The sequence below is a fragment of the Arthrobacter sp. TmtSoilC79 genome (assembly GCF_059739405.1).
The window spans coordinates 4,050,909-4,067,327 of sequence record NZ_AP046051.1 but is presented as its reverse complement, the minus strand read 5'-3'; the positions used below and the strand labels follow the sequence as shown (position 1 = coordinate 4,067,327).

General features: G+C 63.8%; 18 protein-coding genes. 9 read left to right on the top strand and 9 right to left on the bottom strand.

Features of this window, described 5'->3' with window-relative positions; translation table 11 throughout:
* Positions 1 to 76: 76 nt before the first annotated feature.
* From AC6JA3_RS18590 to AC6JA3_RS18580, 3 genes are read left to right on the top strand one after another with little or no spacing between them, the layout of a single operon-like run.
* Positions 77 to 1,261 (top strand): GGDEF domain-containing protein, encoded by a 1,185-nt coding sequence (locus tag AC6JA3_RS18590; RefSeq protein WP_223944595.1) that lies wholly within the window; start codon positions 77 to 79, stop codon positions 1,259 to 1,261.
* Positions 1,258 to 1,761: a hypothetical protein gene (locus AC6JA3_RS18585; protein WP_026541804.1), complete on the top strand. Its 504-nt coding sequence runs from the start codon at positions 1,258 to 1,260 to the stop codon at positions 1,759 to 1,761. The genes AC6JA3_RS18590 and AC6JA3_RS18585 overlap by 4 nt, the downstream gene beginning before the upstream one ends.
* Complete coding sequence (locus AC6JA3_RS18580; RefSeq protein WP_091553019.1) at positions 1,758 to 3,179, top strand: putative bifunctional diguanylate cyclase/phosphodiesterase; 1,422 nt, start codon at positions 1,758 to 1,760, stop codon at positions 3,177 to 3,179. The genes AC6JA3_RS18585 and AC6JA3_RS18580 overlap by 4 nt, the downstream gene beginning before the upstream one ends.
* A gap of 67 nt (positions 3,180 to 3,246) precedes the next feature.
* Here AC6JA3_RS18580 and purL read toward each other — a convergent pair whose 3' ends face one another.
* The 3 genes from purL to purS are packed head-to-tail and all read right to left on the bottom strand — an operon-like array spanning position 3,247 to position 6,576.
* Positions 3,247 to 5,556: a phosphoribosylformylglycinamidine synthase subunit PurL gene (gene purL / locus AC6JA3_RS18575; RefSeq protein WP_497920457.1), complete on the bottom strand. Its 2,310-nt coding sequence runs from the start codon at positions 5,554 to 5,556 to the stop codon at positions 3,247 to 3,249.
* Positions 5,553 to 6,323: a phosphoribosylformylglycinamidine synthase subunit PurQ gene (gene purQ / locus AC6JA3_RS18570; RefSeq protein WP_497920456.1), complete on the bottom strand. Its 771-nt coding sequence runs from the start codon at positions 6,321 to 6,323 to the stop codon at positions 5,553 to 5,555. The genes purL and purQ overlap by 4 nt, the downstream gene beginning before the upstream one ends.
* Before the next feature lies 1 nt (position 6,324).
* Positions 6,325 to 6,576, bottom strand: coding sequence for a phosphoribosylformylglycinamidine synthase subunit PurS (gene purS / locus AC6JA3_RS18565; RefSeq protein WP_011773385.1), 252 nt, complete (start codon positions 6,574 to 6,576; stop codon positions 6,325 to 6,327).
* Between the two features lie 327 nt (positions 6,577 to 6,903).
* On the opposite strand from purS, the gene AC6JA3_RS18560 reads away from it, so the two are divergent.
* Positions 6,904 to 7,089 carry a hypothetical protein gene (locus tag AC6JA3_RS18560; RefSeq protein WP_026541808.1) on the top strand — a complete coding sequence of 62 codons (186 nt, stop codon included), beginning with the start codon at positions 6,904 to 6,906 and terminating at the stop codon, positions 7,087 to 7,089.
* Positions 7,090 to 7,249: 160 nt separating this feature from the next.
* Positions 7,250 to 7,540: a DUF1540 domain-containing protein gene (locus AC6JA3_RS18555; protein ID WP_081733365.1), complete on the top strand. Its 291-nt coding sequence runs from the start codon at positions 7,250 to 7,252 to the stop codon at positions 7,538 to 7,540.
* A 98-nt stretch (positions 7,541 to 7,638) separates the two neighbouring features.
* Here the strand turns inward: AC6JA3_RS18555 and AC6JA3_RS18550 are convergent, their stop codons facing one another.
* Positions 7,639 to 8,583, bottom strand: a complete 945-nt coding sequence (locus AC6JA3_RS18550; RefSeq protein WP_497920455.1) for an NAD(P)-dependent oxidoreductase — start codon at positions 8,581 to 8,583, stop codon at positions 7,639 to 7,641.
* A gap of 319 nt (positions 8,584 to 8,902) precedes the next feature.
* Between AC6JA3_RS18550 and AC6JA3_RS18545 the strand changes: the two genes are divergently transcribed.
* Positions 8,903 to 12,079, top strand: a complete 3,177-nt coding sequence (locus AC6JA3_RS18545) for a S8 family serine peptidase (RefSeq protein ID WP_497920454.1) — start codon at positions 8,903 to 8,905, stop codon at positions 12,077 to 12,079.
* Between the two features lie 74 nt (positions 12,080 to 12,153).
* Here AC6JA3_RS18545 and AC6JA3_RS18540 read toward each other — a convergent pair whose 3' ends face one another.
* From AC6JA3_RS18540 to AC6JA3_RS18525, 4 genes are all read right to left on the bottom strand, one after another.
* Positions 12,154 to 12,555: a serine protease inhibitor gene (locus AC6JA3_RS18540; RefSeq protein WP_497920453.1), complete on the bottom strand. Its 402-nt coding sequence runs from the start codon at positions 12,553 to 12,555 to the stop codon at positions 12,154 to 12,156.
* A 29-nt stretch (positions 12,556 to 12,584) separates the two neighbouring features.
* Positions 12,585 to 13,523, bottom strand: coding sequence for a 3-methyladenine DNA glycosylase (locus AC6JA3_RS18535; protein WP_497920452.1), 939 nt, complete (start codon positions 13,521 to 13,523; stop codon positions 12,585 to 12,587).
* Entirely contained in the window at positions 13,510 to 14,043 is a 534-nt protein-coding gene (locus tag AC6JA3_RS18530) for an SSI family serine proteinase inhibitor (protein ID WP_497920451.1), read from the bottom strand. The genes AC6JA3_RS18535 and AC6JA3_RS18530 overlap by 14 nt, the downstream gene beginning before the upstream one ends.
* Before the next feature lie 120 nt (positions 14,044 to 14,163).
* Positions 14,164 to 14,658 (bottom strand): MarR family winged helix-turn-helix transcriptional regulator, encoded by a 495-nt coding sequence (locus AC6JA3_RS18525; protein ID WP_397334595.1) that lies wholly within the window; start codon positions 14,656 to 14,658, stop codon positions 14,164 to 14,166.
* A gap of 94 nt (positions 14,659 to 14,752) precedes the next feature.
* Here AC6JA3_RS18525 and AC6JA3_RS18520 point away from each other — a divergent pair, with 94 nt between their 5' ends.
* The 3 genes from AC6JA3_RS18520 (at position 14,753) to AC6JA3_RS18510 (ending at position 15,867) form a co-directional block, all read left to right on the top strand.
* On the top strand, positions 14,753 to 14,977 hold the full coding sequence (locus AC6JA3_RS18520; RefSeq protein ID WP_026541816.1) for a hypothetical protein: 225 nt from the start codon (positions 14,753 to 14,755) through the stop codon (positions 14,975 to 14,977).
* A 111-nt stretch (positions 14,978 to 15,088) separates the two neighbouring features.
* A complete protein-coding gene (locus tag AC6JA3_RS18515; protein ID WP_026541817.1) occupies positions 15,089 to 15,319 on the top strand; it encodes a hypothetical protein in 231 nt (76 codons plus the stop codon).
* A 164-nt stretch (positions 15,320 to 15,483) separates the two neighbouring features.
* Positions 15,484 to 15,867 (top strand): LapA family protein, encoded by a 384-nt coding sequence (locus AC6JA3_RS18510; protein ID WP_497920450.1) that lies wholly within the window; start codon positions 15,484 to 15,486, stop codon positions 15,865 to 15,867.
* 109 nt (positions 15,868 to 15,976) lie between these two features.
* Here AC6JA3_RS18510 and AC6JA3_RS18505 read toward each other — a convergent pair whose 3' ends face one another.
* Entirely contained in the window at positions 15,977 to 16,276 is a 300-nt protein-coding gene (locus tag AC6JA3_RS18505; RefSeq protein WP_026541818.1) for a DUF4193 domain-containing protein, read from the bottom strand.
* Between the last annotated feature and the right edge of the window lie 143 nt (positions 16,277 to 16,419).

Below are 16,419 nucleotides of genomic sequence, written 5' to 3'. Positions count from 1 at the left end.
TGAGCAAATGCCGCAGTGAGGTTGATTAAGCCTCGCCACACTGAACTCAAAGCTGCAGGATGACCAGCTGAGGGGGTTGGACACAGTGCTCGATGCTTTCTCGGTACGGGTTGCTCTAGGCGTGATAACCGTGACCCTCCTGATCCTGTTCTGCGCCTCTTTCCACCGCACGCGTTCGCCGTATGCCGGCTGGTGGAGCCTGGCCCTCCTCGAATTCATGGTGGGCAACACTGCCTTCCTGCTCAATGGCAGCCCCCACCAGCAGTGGGCCAATCCGTTGGGCAACGTCCTGGTGGTGGCCGGCGCTTTCAGCGTCTGGGCTGGAGCAAAAACCCTCCGGGACAGGAAAGCCGCTCCCTGGCAACTGGCAGTAGGCCCGGCAGTTACGGCTGTGGCCTCAGTCCTGGAAAGCCCGGCAAGCAACGTGTGGTCCGGTGGCTTTGTTTATCTGGCCATGATGACCGCGGGCATCGCCTTGGCCGCCTACGACCTCTGGTTCATCAAGTCCTCGCACTCCCAGGTCCACAAGGCACTCTCCCTTGCCGCCGGTCTCCTGGCCACCTATTACCTGGGCCGGTGGATGGTCTACACCCTTGAAGGTCCTTACAGCCAGAGCTTCACTACCTACTTTGGGCCGGCTCCCTCTGCCCTGATTTCCATGGTCCTCCTGGTGACCGTGTCCTTCAGCATGACCGCCCTGACCAGTGACCAGCTCATCAAGGGCCTCAAGGAACGGGCCGACCGCGACCACCTGACGGGCCTGCTCAACCGTGGGACTTTCCTGGACATGGCCACCACCGAACTCCACCGGCTCCACTCCACTGGTTCCGGAGCCGCCATAGTCCTGGCCGACCTGGACCATTTCAAAGCAGTCAATGACGAATTCGGCCACGGAGCAGGGGACCTGGCCCTGCAGGCCTTCGCGGAAGCCTGCGGCGACTCGGTGCGGTCCACCGACCTGATCGGGCGTTATGGCGGCGAGGAATTCATCCTCTTCCTGCCAGGGGCCACCCAGGAACGGGCAGAGGACATCGCGGCCGAAATCAGCCGCCGAATGGCAGCCGCCCCGGCACCGGAGGGCGTGGCCTTCCCGACCATCAGCTACGGGGTTACCTCCAGCATCCCCGCCGGCTCGGACCTGACTTTCATGATTGAGGTGGCCGACGCCGCCCTGTACAGCGCCAAAGCACAAGGAAGAAACCGGATTGTAGGAGCGGACCGTCCCCAGGCGGCCATTATTGCGGATGAGGCACGATCATGACCTTCAACGAACTCACCACCAGGATCCAGATCCAGCACACCCAGGAGCTGTCCGCTTTCCGGCAGAACATCACCAGTGCGCCCTACATGGCGGGAACGCCCACCTTGCTCAATGCAGACCGCCGGTCGGTCCGGATGGGTCCGGTCCAGTCGGTAGAGGATGCGAACGCCAACCTCACCATCGTGGCCGACGTCGAAGGACTCGCCTGGTTCACGGCCGACAAAGGCCTTTTGGGCAGCTGCATCACAGTCTCCATCGCAGGGCACCGCAGGAACACCGGCACCCGGGTCCACCTCCCGCTGGCCGAATGCGATGCCTGGATCGAGGCCATCATGGGAGGCTCCTGGATCACGCACGTCTACCGCGCCGGCAAGAAGGTGGAGCCCAACGGACGGTTGGACGTTGCCTCCTACCGCTTGTTCCTGGACGAGCGGCGCAATCCGGTCGCCATGCCCCAGGCAGTCGCTGACACAACGCTGCGACGCCTGGAAGAGTCGTGACCAGCACGAAGCCCCGGAGGATGCTCGCTTCCAGCGACTCCCGTGTTGAACAACTGGAGGAGCGCGTCCGCGCCCTGATGGAAGAGCTTCACCACGTCCGGAACGAGCAACGGCGGGACGCCCTTACCGATTCCCTCACCGGACTTGGCAACCGCCACGCCTTGATGGACGCTTTCACCGCAGCCCGGAACGCCGCGGCAACAGGATCCGCCCAGCCTGCGCTTCTCCTGATCAACCTTGACGGGTTCAAGGCACTGAAGAATTCGGCTGGCCACGCCGCAGCAGACCAGGTTTTGGTCGCCGTGGCCATGCGCATCCAGTCCGCCGTCCGGGAGGACGACGTCGTCACCCGCCTGGGTGCCGACGAATTCGCAGTGTTGTTGCCCGCCACGCCGCCAACCCGGGCCACCGCCGTCGGGAACCGGATCCTGGCCGCGCTTGAACCGAACATCGACGTGGGAAACAACAGCGTCCGTTGCGGCGCCAGCATGGGCCTGCGGACCGCAGAGCCGCACCACACCCTTGAGGACCTGCTCCAGGAGGCCGATTTCGCCGTGGAGGAATCCAAGAGCGAAGGCCGGAACAAGCTCAAGATGTTCGATCCTGCCACGGTGCATGCCCGCCAACTTCAGCGGCAGATTGTTGGTGAACTCCGCGAGGCCATCAGATCGGACCAGCTGGTCCTGAACTATCAGCCGATTGTGGAGCTGGCCACCGGAAAAATCGAGGGCTGCGAGGCTTTGGTCCGCTGGAACCACCCCGTGCATGGCCTGATCATGCCGGACCAGTTCATCCCCGTTGCCGAGGCTACCGGGCTCATTGCCGAGCTGGGACGATGGGTCCTGCGCACTGCCGTGGGACAGTTGCGGCACTGGCGGAACAACCCGGCCACCGCACAGCACCTTTTCTCCATGCGGATCAATGTTTCCGCCGCGGACCTGCAAAGCCTGGAATTCGTGGACGATGTCAGCGAGGCCCTTGCCGAGGAAAGCCTGCCCCCGGAGGCGCTGGTCCTGGAATTGACGGAGAGCGCCATCATCCAGAACAACGAGCTGGACCGCTATACCTTGGCGAGCCTGCACAAACTGGGTGTGGGACTGGAAATCGATGACTTCGGTGCCGGCTACTCCTCCATGGGATACCTGCGCAAGCTGCCCGTCGACCGGGTGAAAGTGGACCGGCAATTCGTCAAGGACCTGGGGAAGGACCCTTCCCAGCTCAAGTTCCTGGCAGCCATCCAGGAAGTCATCCGCTCCTGTGGGCTGGAAGGGGTTTGGGAGGGCATCGAAACCGCTGAAGAAGCAGAAGCGCTCCGCAGCATCGGCTGCGCCAGCGGGCAGGGGTACTACTTCGGCAGGCCACTGCCCGAGGCGGAGTTCACGGAGCAGCTGGTGCGGCAGACTGTTTGGCCGGCCTGAAACCCCCGCAGACACGCGAAGGCCCCGGCACTCTACGAGCGCCGGGGCCTTGCGATGTCAGCTGTCCTTAGCCGAAGTACTTCGGCAGGGTTCCTTCGTGTGCTTCGCGGAGGGCGTCCAGAGAGAGCTCGTCCACGCCGTTGATCTCCAGCTTTCCGCCGGCAGCGTCAACGACGCCGATCCGGAGGTGGGCGAAGCCGCGGGCAGTGCACATGTCCTTGAAACGGACTTCCTCCGAACGCGGAACGGAGACGATCGCACGGGCCTGGGACTCGGAGAAGAGGGCCGTGAACAGGTCCACGCCGTCGCGCTCCATGAGTTCCTCAAGGGCGATGCGGGCGCCCACGCCGTAACGCAGCGAGGACTCCACCAGCGCAGCCGCGAGGCCACCCTCGGAGAGGTCGTGTGCTGCGTCAACCATGCCGTCACGTGAAGCGTTGATCAGGATCTCGCCCAATGCGCGCTCGGCCGCAAGGTCAACCTTCGGCGGCAAGCCACCAAGGTGTCCGCGGAGGTTGGACCATTCCGAACCGTCCAGCTCTGCTGCGGTGGTGCCCAGCAGGTAGATGGCCTGGCCGTCCTCGCGCCAACCCGACGGCGTGCGGCGGGCGACGTCGTCGAGCTTGCCCAGCACTGCCACCACAGGGGAGGGGTGGATGGGCGTGGTGCCGGTCTGGTTGTACAGGGAGACGTTGCCGCCGGTGACCGGGATTCCGAGCTCCATGCAGGCGTCGGACAGGCCGCGGATGGCCTCGGCGAGCTGCCACATGACGTCCGGGTCCTCGGGGGAGCCGAAGTTCAGGCAGTCACTCACAGCCATCGGAACAGCGCCGGACGTGGCCACGTTGCGGTAGGCCTCAGCCAAAGCCAACTGTGCGCCCTGGTACGGCTCAAGGTAGGTGTAGCGGCCGTTGGCGTCGGTGGCCAAGGCAACGCCCAAGCCGGTTTCCTCGTCAACGCGGACCACACCGGAGTCGTCCGGGAACGCCATGGCGGTGTTGCCGCCAACGTAGCGGTCGTACTGGTTGGTGATCCAGGCCTTGGAGCACATATTCGGCGATGCCACGAGTTCGGTGACGGCTGCGGCCAGCTCGGAAGGAGCCGACGGACGGCCGGCGTCCTCAACGGAACCGCTGAACGTGTTGGCCTGCACCGAGTCCTGCCACTCCGGGCGGGCGAACGGACGGTCGTAGACCGGACCGTCGTGAGCAACGGTGCGGGGATCGACGTCGACGATTACTTCGCCTTCCCAGGTGATGATGAGGCGGCCGGTGTCGGTGACCTCACCCAACCAGGAGTACTCCACGGCCCACTTGTCCATCACAGCTTCGAACGCTGCGATGTTCTCCGGGGTGACCACGGCCATCATGCGTTCCTGCGACTCGGACATGAGGATCTCGCCCGGGGTCAGCGTGGGGTCGCGCAGCAGGACCGAGGTCAGCTCCACCTCCATGCCGCCGTCGCCGTTGGAGGCAAGCTCGGACGTGGCGCAGGAAATACCTGCAGCGCCCAGGTCCTGGATGCCTTCAACCAAGGAGCCCTTGAAGAGCTCCAGGCAGCACTCAATGAGGACCTTTTCAGCGAAGGGGTCGCCCACCTGGACGGCCGGACGCTTGGAGGGCTTGGTGTCATCGAAGGACTCCGAGGCCAGCACGGAGGCGCCGCCAATGCCGTCGCCGCCGGTGCGGGCACCGAACAGGACAACCTTGTTGCCCTTGCCCGATGCGTTGGCCAGGCGGATGTCCTCGTGGCGCATGACGCCCACTGCCAGTGCGTTGACCAGCGGGTTGCCCTGGTAGACGGAGTCGAAGACCATTTCGCCACCGATGTTCGGCAGGCCCAGGCAGTTGCCATAGCCGCCGATGCCGGCAACGGCACCGTGCATGACGCGGGCGGTGTCCGGGTGGTCGATCGCGCCGAAACGCAACGGGTCCATCACGGCAACCGGGCGGGCGCCCATGGAGATGATGTCGCGGACGATGCCGCCGATGCCGGTAGCGGCACCCTGGTAAGGCTCAACGAACGACGGCGAGTTGTGGGACTCGATCTTGAACGTCACGGCCCAGCCGTCGCCGAGGTTGGTGACGCCGGCGTTCTCGCCGATGCCAACCAGCATGTCCTTCTTCATTTCCTCGGTGACCTTCTCGCCGAACTGGCGGAGGTGGTTCTTGGAGGACTTGTAGGAGCAGTGCTCGCTCCACATGACGGAGTACATGGCCAGCTCGGCGCCGGTGGGGCGGCGGCCAAGGACCTTGACGATCTCGTCGAATTCGTTCTGCTTCAGGCCCAGCCCGGCCCACGGGAGTTCCGTGTCCGGGGTCTTCGCAGCGTGCTCAACGGTGTCGATGTTGAACTTCTTGGTGGTTTCCGTGGTCACTTGTCGCCTCCCACAATCTTGGTCAGTACGGAGGTGAAGAAGCCGAGGCCGTCGGTGTCGCGGGGCGCACCATCAAGCGACTCGGGGCCGAAGCCGGCCTCCACTGCGTGCTCGGGGTGCGGCATGAGGCCCACCACGTTGCCGGCGGCGTTGGAGATGCCGGCGATGTCGCGGCGGGAGCCGTTCGGGTTGAAGCCCACGTAGCGGAACACCACACGGCCCTCAGCCTCAAGGGCATCCAGGGTCTTCTCGTCGGCGATGTACTGGCCGTCCTGGTTCTTCAACGGCACGATGATTTCCTGGCCGTCCGTGTAGTCCACGGTCCAGGCAGTGTTGGCGTTCTCCACGCGAAGCGTCTGGTCGCGGCAGATGAACTTCAGGTGGTCGTTCTTGATCATGGAACCGGGGAGCAAGTGCGATTCGGTCAGGATCTGGAAGCCATTGCAGATACCCAGCACGGGGAGCTTCGCCTCGGAGTTTGCGGCGTCGATGATCTTGGACATCAGCGGAGCGAAACGCGAAATGGCGCCTGCGCGGAGGTAGTCACCGTAGGAGAACCCGCCGGGGATGATGACGGCGTCAACATCGCCGAGTTCGGAATCTCCGTGCCACAGCGGCACCGCCGTGCCACCTGCAAGCCGCACTGCACGGGCGGCGTCGCGGTCGTCAAGGGTGCCGGGGAAGGTCACGACGCCGATCTTCGCGCCGGCGAGGCGGGGTTCTGCGGCGACGGCTACAGCCTCGCCAATCAGGGGGATCGACGTCATATCAGGCCTCGACGACCTCGACGTTGACAACATCCTCGATCACCGGGTTGGACAGGAGCGTCTCGGCAGCTTCGCGGGCCTGGGCCAGGATAGCGTCGGTCACCTCGCCGTCGACGGTCAGTTCGAAGCGCTTGCCTTGGCGGACTGCGCTGAAGCTGTTGAAGCCGAGGCGGGGCAGTGCACCCACGATGGCCTTCCCCTGGGGGTCCAGAATCTCGGGCTTGGGCATGACGTCAACGACGATCCGGGGCATCCGGTAACTCCTGTGCGTGAGTTGGGTGAACCTTAAATAAGGCTGCCGCGGAGGTGCCGTCTCACGCCGTTCAGCCGCATTCAAACAGCGGGTCAGCACAGGGCTGACCACGATGTGAACTGCATTGTTTGAACGGCATGGGGGGCGCTCCGCGAGCTTGCACATCTATTCTACCGGGAGCAGCGCACATACCCTATTCAGCCGGATTGTGCGAGGGCACCCCGCCGCGGCGGGGCAAAAAGACCCAAGTGAAGGCTCGACGGCGGCGCTGGTCCCCGGCCGCTGGAGGTACTGGCAGGGGGTGGCCGGCGTCACTAGGATTGCGGAATGGCTGAGAAACCGAAATCGATGGTGCTGGGCGTTGTGGCCGCGGCAGTTTTTGCTGGTTTGGGCCGCATGGTCATCCAGAAAATCAAGGCGGACCGGTCGGCCCGGAACAGCCGCGTGACTGCGCCCCTGGACGCGGAGACGCGGGCCAAAATCAGCGACGCTTTGCGGACACCAAGTAAGTAAAGGCTTACCTGGCAAGGGCCGTTTTTTGGTGCAATGGCGCGGATTACGGCACATACAAATGCGCTATTCAAAGCGGTTAAATGGCCACATTCCGGCGTAGCTTGGAAATTACACGCGGGGTTCAGCCCCAGTACTTTCCAGGATCCAACCAGGAGGAACAATGACCGAACACATTGCCGAAGTATCCGCCTGTAGCGTTGGCAGCTGCGGTTTCAACCACGATGGCTGCACCGCCTTTGGAATCACCATTGGTGGAACCCAGGACCACGCTTCCTGCGCGACCTTCATCGACACCAATGCCATGGGCGGCCTTCCCAAGGTCCTCGCCCACGTGGGCGCTTGCCAGCGGTCCGAATGCGTCCACAACAACAACCTCATGTGCGAGGCCCACAACGTGCGGGTTGGTCCGGGCCGCGAGGCTGCCGACTGCCTGACGTACGAGCACGCCTGATGCCCTGACTCTTCCGCTGAGGCGGGCCGGTCTCCCGTGGGGGACCGGCCCGCCTTTTGCGTCTCAGGCCACCGCTGCGTCTCAGGCCACCCCTACTCTCAGGCCACCCGGTTGGTCAGCGCTGCTCCTTCTTTGAGCGCCGCAATGTTGGCGGTGACGAGCTTGGCCGAACCCTTGGGCCGATTGCCTGCCACATGGGGCGTGATGATCAGGTTGGGGGCGTTCCATAGCGCGGAGTCTTCGGGCAGGGGCTCTTCTTTGGTCACATCCAGCGCTGCCGCACGCAGCCTGCCTTCCTGCAGCGCTGCCAGGAGTGCGTCCTCATCCACCGTTGCCCCACGGCCCACGTTCACAAAGACGGCGCTTGCGGGCAGGCCGGCCAGGACTTGTGCGTTCAGGGCGTCGGCCGTTTCCGCAGTGGCCGGCAGGATGGAAATCAGGACGTTGGTGGTGCGCAGGACTTCCGTCAGATCGTCCGTTGAAACCACCGGGAAGCCGTAACGTTCGCCCTTTGAATGGGCCACCCCGGTGACCTTTGCTCCCAGAGCCGCCAGCAGGGGAGCGAGGCGTCCGGCGATCGAACCAAAGCCCCAGATGGTGACGTTGGCGCCGTCGAGCGTGTAGAGCTGTTCAGTCTCCGGGCTGGACTGCGCCGCGTTGTACGGTGCGTTCCACGTGGCGTCCTTCTGGGATTCGAGCAGGACGTCCAGCCGTCGGACGGCAGCCAGGACCAAGGCGAGCGCGTGTTCGGCCACGGGGCCATCGTGCAGTGAGCGGCCTGAAGTGATGGCCACGTTTTCTGCGAAGCCTGCCGCCAGGACGGAGTCCGGCCCGGCCGCGAGGGTCTGGACCAGCCTGAGCGATGCCATCTGCTGTGCAGCGTCGGCCAGGTTCTCCGGAGTGTTGCGCCACACCACCAGAACCTCGGCGTCCCGGAGTTCGCCGGGAATGGGCTTGTCTACCTGGTAAACCGCAACCTCATCCCCTGACGCGGTGAGGTCGGCGAGGTCCAACTCGATGGTGTCGGGGACGAGGATTTTCACGGCAACTCCTGTGATCGCAGGGCGAGGGCGGTTTGTCTTTGAGGCTACCGGCTGGTGGCAGGTGGTGTTGACCAAAAGTCATCTCTGGCAATGTGACCGCCGACCCAAGGGCTAGCACTTTTCCGGGGGAGGACCGGGTGATTGTGACAAGACAAATTTCCCAAAATGTGCTCTATGTCATATTCGTCTCTCACTAGGTACTCTGTGACTCGGCTGGTTGCGCGGCTTTGACAAGAACTGTCAAAGGTTCAACCAACTAAAAGTTGACAGGCCCAGGCGATGGAGCCTGGTCCTCCCTCAGTGAAAGGTGCAACCACTCGTGAAATCACAAGGAAAGAGCTTCGTCAGAAGCGGGGGGCTTCGAAAGGCCGCGGCACTGGCCGTGGGCTTGCCGTTGCTTCTCTCTTCAATGGCGATGCCGGCCCAGGCCGCTCCCACGCCGGAGACGCCCGGGAACGTTGCAGGCGTGGCCAAGAAGAACCTTGACCCCAGCGCCTACAAGGATGGCCGCTACATGGTTGTCCTGGCGGAGAAACCTGCAGCAACCTACGACGGCGGAACGGCAGGCCTTGCCCCCACCAAGCCGGAAGAAGGCAAGAAGCTCGACGCCGACAGCGCCCCGGTGAAGGAATACCAGCAGCACCTGCAGACGAAACAGCAGGAAATTGCCAGCCAGGAAAACATCACCATTGAGCGTGACTTCACCACCGCCGTCAACGGCTTCAGTGCCAACCTCTCGGCAGACCAGGCCATCAACCTGGCCAAGGACCCCAAAGTCCTCATGGTGGCACCGGACACCCAGTATGCGCCGGACTACTCCACCACCGACTTCCTCAAGCTCAGCGGCCCCAACGGCACCTGGGCCACCCAGTACGGTGGCCAGGACAACGCCGGCAAGGGAACCGTTGTTGGTGTGATCGACACCGGCTACACCCCCTCCAACCCCTTCTTCGCCGGTGAGCCTGTAGGCCCGCTGGTGGGCAATCCGCAGGTCGGCGTGCCCTACCGCACCGCCGACGGCAAGATCGCCATGCTCAAGGCCGACGGCGACACCTTCATCGGTGAATGCCAGCCCGGCAAGGACACCGGTGCCGACTACGATGGCAGCGCCTGCAACTCCAAGGTCCTCAGCACCCACTACTTCGCAGACGCCTTCCTCGAAACCGTCGCCCCGGAAAACCGCGCTCCCGAGGAAGTTATTTCCCCCGTGGACGTGGACAGCCACGGCACCCACACCGCCAGCACCGCGGCCGGCAACGCCAACGTGGACGCCGTAGTGGACGGTCGCAGCTTCGGGACCACCAGCGGGATCGCACCCGCCGCCAAACTCTCCATCTACAAGGTCTGCTGGGAAGACACCGATCCTGCTACGGGCGGTTGCTACGGCTCCGCCTCGGTGGACGCGATCGAGCAAGCCATCCTGGACGGTGTGGACGTCCTGAACTACTCCATCTCCGGTTCCACAACGAGCACCACCGACCCGGTCTCGCTGGCATTCCTCTCCGCAGCGTCCGCAGGTATCTTCGTGGCTACCTCGGCCGGCAACTCCGGCCCGACCGCAAGCACCGTCAACCATGGTGCCCCATGGCTGACCACGGTTGCGGCGACCTCGTTCTCGCAGGAGCTCCAGGGCACCGTTGAGTTCTCCGATGGCAGCAAATTCCGCGGAGCGTCCATCATGAACCGTGAGGTGAGCGGGGCCGGCGTCGTGCTGTCCACCAACGCTGCAAGCGGTGAAGGAAACGCGGCACTGTGCGCCCCGGGTTCGTTGGACCCGGCCAAGGTAGCCGGCAAGGTTGTTGTCTGCGACCGTGGCGTGGTTGACCGCACTGCCAAGAGTGCTGAGGTCCTGCGCGGCGGTGGCGTCGGCATGATCCTGGTCAACCTCACTGATTCGTCGCTGGACACGGACAAGCACGTCATCCCCACGGTCCACGTGAATCCGCCGGCAACGCAGACCATCAAGGACAAGGTCACGGCCAACCCGGCCATCACCGTTTCCCTGCTGAACCGCGACACTACTGGCCTGCCTGCCGAAGCGCAGCCGCAGATCGCCGGCTTCTCTTCCCGTGGCCCGCTGCTGGCCACCGACTCGGACCTGTTGAAGCCCGATGTGTCCGCTCCCGGCGTCGCAATCCTCGCCGGTGTTTCGCCGATCGGAACCGGTGGAGACAACTTCGGCTTCCTGTCCGGAACATCCATGGCTTCACCGCACGTCGCCGGTTTCGGCGCGCTGATCCTGGGCAAGAACCCGAAGTGGTCCCCGGCCACGGTGAAGTCCGCCATGATGACCACCGCCGGCCCGGTCAAGCTGGCCAACGGTTCAGTCAACAAGGACGTCTTCGCCACAGGTGCCGGTCAGGTTGATCCGGCCAAGGTCCTCTCGCCGGGCCTCGTCTATGACGCCACCACCGAGGACTACCTGAAGTTCATCCAGGGCACGGGCATGGACCTGGGCATGGAAGGGCTCGGCACCACGGCGCCGCGTGACATGAACGTTCCTTCGTTCGCCCTGGGCAACCTCGCAGGCAAGATTGAGGTCACCCGTACGGTCACAGCCCTGACTCCGGGCCTCTACCGGGCCACGGCCAACGTACCCGGCGTCAACGTCAAGGTCACCCCCTCCGTCCTGAACTTTGGGGCAGCAGGAGAGAAGAAGACGTTCAAGGTCCAGTTCGAAAACAACAGTGCAGCCCTGGGCAAGTTCGCCATGGGTTCACTGAGCTGGCAAGGTGCCAACAAGACCGTGACCTCGCCGATCGCCGTCCGGCCGCAGTCCGTCATTGCGGACAAGGCCCTGGCCTTCACGGGAACGGGTCCCAACGGCTCCGCTGCCATCAACATCACCTCCGGCACCAACCTGCCGGTCGGCGTCACCGTTGATGGCCTGTCCAAGGCCGATTCCTCGGCTGTCGAGCTGGTTCCCGGCCCGTTCGCTGGTGAGACCAACGCATCGAACTACGTCAAGAAGGTGACAGTTGGCGAGGGCAGTGCCTTGGCCAAGTTCTCGGTCATCTCCTCCAACGATGCCGCGGACTTCGACATGCTGGTGCTCACGCCTTCCGGCCAGCAGCTGCCGGCAGCCACGGCATCGGCCAGTGAAACGCTGTCCGTTCCCAACCCTGCAGCAGGGGATTACTACATCTTCGCCAACCTCTATGCGAGCCCCAACAACCAGGCCACCAAGGCCACCGTTGATGCCGCAGTCCTCGGCGCCAACCAGGGCAACGCCACCGTGACGCCGAATCCGATCCGCCTTGCCAACGGCAAGACGGGCCAGATTTCGCTGAACTGGAAGAACCTGGAGCCCGGTTCCTACATCGGCCGCCTCACCTTCGCCGGTACCAGCGAGCCGAGCTTCGTCACCGTCCTGGTCAACCCGGGCGGGGCCGTAGTGGTTCCGGATGAGGAAGACCCGAAGAAGGACAAGAAGGACAAAAAGAACCACGGCAAGATCCGTGGTGACGAGCCGACGCAGAGCAACAACGCCGGCTAGTGTTCGCTTGTTCCAGTAACTGATGCCTTAACAACAGTGGCCGGCGGGATTCCCGCCGGCCACTGTTGCGTGTATCAGATGTTGCCTGTGGAGCCTCCGGTGTTCCCGAGCAACGATGCCAGGGCCTTCCAGCGTGCGATCTCGCAGCCGTCCGTGCGGCTGAAATGGCTCTGGACTTTGCGCCCACGGAACCAACCCGTCACCACCGCTACCTGCGGGCCGCCATACTGCTGGGTGCAGATCCGGTCCGGGCGGGGCTCGGGAAAGAAGACTTCCTCACCGAATTGCTCGACGGCGGCCAGCGCCGCGGCTGCGTCCGGCAAGTTTGAGTCCAGGGAGTCAGGGTCCGGTGACAGGACGCCGGCGGCGGACCGAAGGCGGAACTCGCGTGGTTCAGCGTCAGGTGCCTCCGTCAGCGTGACGGTGAGGTCGACGTCGTACTCGCTGTTGGGTGACTCGCTCGTGGGGGAAACCATAGTGACCTTTCGCTGGTGGCGTCGGGTGCTCAGGCGGCCAATCCGGCCAGCTCGGTGAGGAGCGGATCTACTGCCTGCAGCACGCGGGCCCGCAGCTCCTGGGATTCGGCCGCGAAAGCCCGCTGGTATTCAACGTACTCGGCCTTGCCCTGCGGTGTCTCGATCCTGATGGGCGGGTAGCCCCATTCTTCGAGATCGTACGGCGAGGCCTTCATATCCATGGCGCGGATCCGCCACGAGAGCTCAAAGCAGTCCATCACCAGCTCGCTGGGCAGCGCAGGGGCCAGCTTGTAGGCCCACTTGTAAAGGTCCATGTTGGCATGCAGGCAGCCCGGCTGCTCCATGGTCCGTTGGTTTTCGCGCGTGGGGGTGAGCTCATTCAGTGGCGTAGCGTCCGGCGTGTAGAAGCGGAACGCGTCAAAGTGCGAGCACCGGATACGGTTCTCTTCCACCACGGTATCCGTGCCCTCACCACCAAGCCTCAGCTTCAGGTATTCATGGCGGAGTTCAAACTTCTCCTGCCGGTACACCATGGCCCACTCGTGCAGGCCGAAGCAGCCAAACTGGGCTGGGCGCTTCGCCGTGCCCGCAAGGATGATTCCGGCGAAGCGGACAGCTTCGGCGCGGTCGGCCAGGAAGCTGCCGCGATCAAAGGTGACCGCCGGTGTTCCTGCCGGCAGCCCCAGTGAGGCGAGTTCGGCGTCGTCGAGGGTCCTGTAGAACTTCCACGACGCCCGCTCAAGGGCCCGCGGACCGCTGAGGACGGAACCGTCGCCGGGATGCCAGCGCAGCAACTGCCCCGGTTTCTGGGTGTAGTAGGTGAACAGGAAGTCCTCAACGGGGTGCTTTTTGCCGGCCGAACGCCTCGCCAGGTAGGGGTCCGCGTAACGCGCCACCCGGGCGTGATGGGCTGCCTCCAGCCCGAGCCATTGCTCCTGGGGGAGGTGCCGGAGCCTAGAGGCCGCCATCTGATCCGAGGACACTCTTCGCGGCGTCCCACAGCGCGATCTGGCAGCCGTCGGTGCGGTTGAAGGCCGCTGTGACTTCCTTTCCGTCCACTGCGCCGGTCACCTTGGCCGTGGCCGGGCCGCCGTACTGCATGGTGCAGGCCTGATCCGTTTCGGTGGGGGCGGGGCTGAGGATGGCCGGGCTGTTTTTGATGGTGGTGCAGGCTTCTGCGGCCGACGGGTGGTTGCTTTCAGCGGCCGGTACGCCGTCCTTGCAGACGAGCGTGAAAGTCTGCGGCGCAGCTTCGGTGGACTCGACCAGGGTGATGGAAAGTTCGGCGTTGCCGGCTCCCGGTGCTGCGGTTGCGCTGCTCGACGGGGTTGCGCTTGGGGTGGCGCTTTGGGTCGCGCTCGAAGGGGCGGACGACGACGGCGCTTGGCTTGCGCTGCTGGTGGAACCAGGTGTGGGGGAACCGGAGCATGCGGCCAGGCCGGCGACGGCCAGGACTGCCAACAGGGGCCGAACAAATCGCATGCGCATGGAATCTCCTAGGTTGCGTCCATTTTACGGGGCCCTTGTGATGCCCGCGTCTGTGTTCGCTTCAAGAAGACCACCGGCGCGGGGTGCTTGGCTAGGGGCCACGCGGGCGGCCTGCCGCCGTTAGGGTCGATCGTGCCGCTGGGTCGCCGCGATCAGGCCCGTCATGGCTTGGTGCAGTTCGGCCACTTCCGCCCTGCTGAGCTGCAGGCGCTCGCGGATTTCACCCGGCACGGCGGTTGCTTGTCCCCGGAGGGCGGCGCCCTTTTCCGTCAGGGTGATGGCCAGGGCGCGTTCGTTCCCCGGAACGCGCTCGCGGGTGATGAGCTCGGCTTCCTCCAGGCGTTTGAGCAGCGGGGAGAGCGTTGCGGGCTCGTGGAGGAGGCTGTCGCTGATGTCCTTCAACGTCCGGGGGCTGCGCTCCCACAGAGCCAGCATCACCAAGTACTGGGGGTGCGTTAGGCCAAGCCGTTCCAGCACGGGCTTGTAGACCCCCACCACGCTCCGGGACGCCACAGTCAGGGCGAAGCACAGTTGGCGCTCCAGCAGGAGGTCGTCTGTTTCCTGGATGGTCTCGTCTACGGCCGTCACGGCTGCCTCCTGTTTTTGCGGACCCATCAGCTTACGCCGAACGATTGCTTGATTAGTTAGTGTACTAATCATTAGCGTACTATGGACTCATTGAACCCGTCTAAAAAGGAGTCGATCTTCAGTGGCCAAGGAATCTCTTACCCGGAAGTTCATGCGTGCCACGGGGAAGTTCAGGGTTGTCTTCGGCCCCGCGCACAGCAGTTCCCTTGACCATGAGATGACGGAGGCCAACCGGAAACTGCTCGCCCAGCGCCAGGCCGAGACCCAGCAGTGGGAAACCCTCCGGCGCCCCGATGGCAGCACCTACGTTGTGCCCCGCAATCCGGACGACAAGTCCCTCCGGTAGGCCCCGCATTACCCCTCCTCGGAGCGGCGTTTTGGGCGTAATATTGCCTCACTGAACGGCACGCGCCAGCCCTGCCGCTTTTCGCTCTCCGGTAAGAAGGGAGGTGGAAACATGGGACGCAGAATGGAAGGCTTCGTCCACGTTACCGAGCGGCTGCAGTCTGTTTTTGGACCGGCGACCCACGGCGACACGGGCAGCCCCGTGGTGCACAAGCACGATGATTTCGAGACCGCTTCCGAGGCGGACCTGAAGAACTTCGACGTCGAGACAGATTCCGAAGGCCATCACTATGCAGTCCGGAACAATGATCCCGGGCCCACCAGTACCGATTACAGCGTCTAGCAGGGCGTGAGATGCCGAAGGGCCGGACCGCGAACTCCGGCCCTTCCTCTTGTGCTTTGGGGCCACCTTGACCCGGTCAATCCACCGTGCCACTGTTGAGCAACTAATCAGCATGCTTATTATGTTGGAAGCACGGTAAATGCTGATGTCCAGAGGGGGCCGCAATGAGTTTCCAAGAAGATGCAGCACGGGTTCCGGGCAGTTCCGCCCGCCCGGATCGAGGTAGTTCCGAGCACCAGGGCCGCCCGATACCGCCGCCGGCAACGGGACGCGACAGGCCAACACGTACTGCCGCATTGTGGGTTGCCGTGGCCGTTGGCTTGGTGGTCCTGGTGATGCTGATCGTGTTCTTCGTCCAGAACCAGGACATGATCACGGTCCGGTTCTTTGGCCTGGAAGGCACGCTCGCCCTTGGCACCACCTTGTTCATAGCTGCTGTGGGCGGCGGCGTGCTGGTGGCCTTGGCGGGCGGGGCCAGGATCCTGCAACTCAGGATCGCCAACCACCGCCGTAAGAAGGCAATGGGCGGTCCCGGAGTTGGGCCTTAGGGGCCGTTAATTGCGGAAGGACCGGAGCGTTTGCTCCGGTCCTTCCGCAATTAATCCCGACGGCGGCACTCCCTGACGATGTTGATTCCGCCGGGGTGGGTGGGCTGTCTTAGCCTTCGCAGTCGGTGCAGTAGGCGACGCCATCTTTTTCGCGTGCGATCTGCGAGCGGTGGCGGACCAGGAAGCAGGAATGACAAGTGAATTCGTCACTGGCCTGCGGAATAACCTGGATCACCAATTCTTCGGCGACGATTTCGCCGCCGGGGCCGTTGGCGTCGAGGCCATCGGTTTCGTCCAGTTCAAGCACGACACTCTTGGCCGTGGGAGCGCTGGCGGACTGGAGAGCCTGGAGGGACTGCTCCTGGTTCTCTTTTACATCGGTACGGAGTTCGTCGTAATCGGCTGCCACTTTTTAATGCCTCTTCGTGTTAGGGGGTTACCGGGTATGCAACGTACAGCATGCCACGAAAATTCCATACCATACCCCAGTTCCATCGCTTGTGGCGAAAACCACGTGGGTGACGGCCAAAAAAGCCCGCCACCCGGCGTGAT

What these genes read in the sequence shown, in the direction of transcription:
- AC6JA3_RS18555 (WP_081733365.1), top strand. Translation starts at nt 7,250, where the DNA reads ATGACCGAACACATTGCCGAAGTATCCGCCTGTAGCGTTGGCAGCTGC.
- purS (WP_011773385.1), bottom strand. Translation starts at nt 6,576, where the DNA reads ATGCCCCGGATCGTCGTTGACGTCATGCCCAAGCCCGAGATTCTGGAC.
- AC6JA3_RS18585 (WP_026541804.1), top strand. Translation starts at nt 1,258, where the DNA reads ATGACCTTCAACGAACTCACCACCAGGATCCAGATCCAGCACACCCAG.
- purQ (WP_497920456.1), bottom strand. Translation starts at nt 6,323, where the DNA reads ATGACGTCGATCCCCCTGATTGGCGAGGCTGTAGCCGTCGCCGCAGAA.
- AC6JA3_RS18515 (WP_026541817.1), top strand. Translation starts at nt 15,089, where the DNA reads ATGGGACGCAGAATGGAAGGCTTCGTCCACGTTACCGAGCGGCTGCAG.
- AC6JA3_RS18525 (WP_397334595.1), bottom strand. Translation starts at nt 14,658, where the DNA reads ATGGGTCCGCAAAAACAGGAGGCAGCCGTGACGGCCGTAGACGAGACC.
- AC6JA3_RS18540 (WP_497920453.1), bottom strand. Translation starts at nt 12,555, where the DNA reads ATGGTTTCCCCCACGAGCGAGTCACCCAACAGCGAGTACGACGTCGAC.
- AC6JA3_RS18560 (WP_026541808.1), top strand. Translation starts at nt 6,904, where the DNA reads ATGGCTGAGAAACCGAAATCGATGGTGCTGGGCGTTGTGGCCGCGGCA.
- AC6JA3_RS18535 (WP_497920452.1), bottom strand. Translation starts at nt 13,523, where the DNA reads ATGGCGGCCTCTAGGCTCCGGCACCTCCCCCAGGAGCAATGGCTCGGG.
- AC6JA3_RS18530 (WP_497920451.1), bottom strand. Translation starts at nt 14,043, where the DNA reads ATGCGCATGCGATTTGTTCGGCCCCTGTTGGCAGTCCTGGCCGTCGCC.
- AC6JA3_RS18510 (WP_497920450.1), top strand. Translation starts at nt 15,484, where the DNA reads ATGAGTTTCCAAGAAGATGCAGCACGGGTTCCGGGCAGTTCCGCCCGC.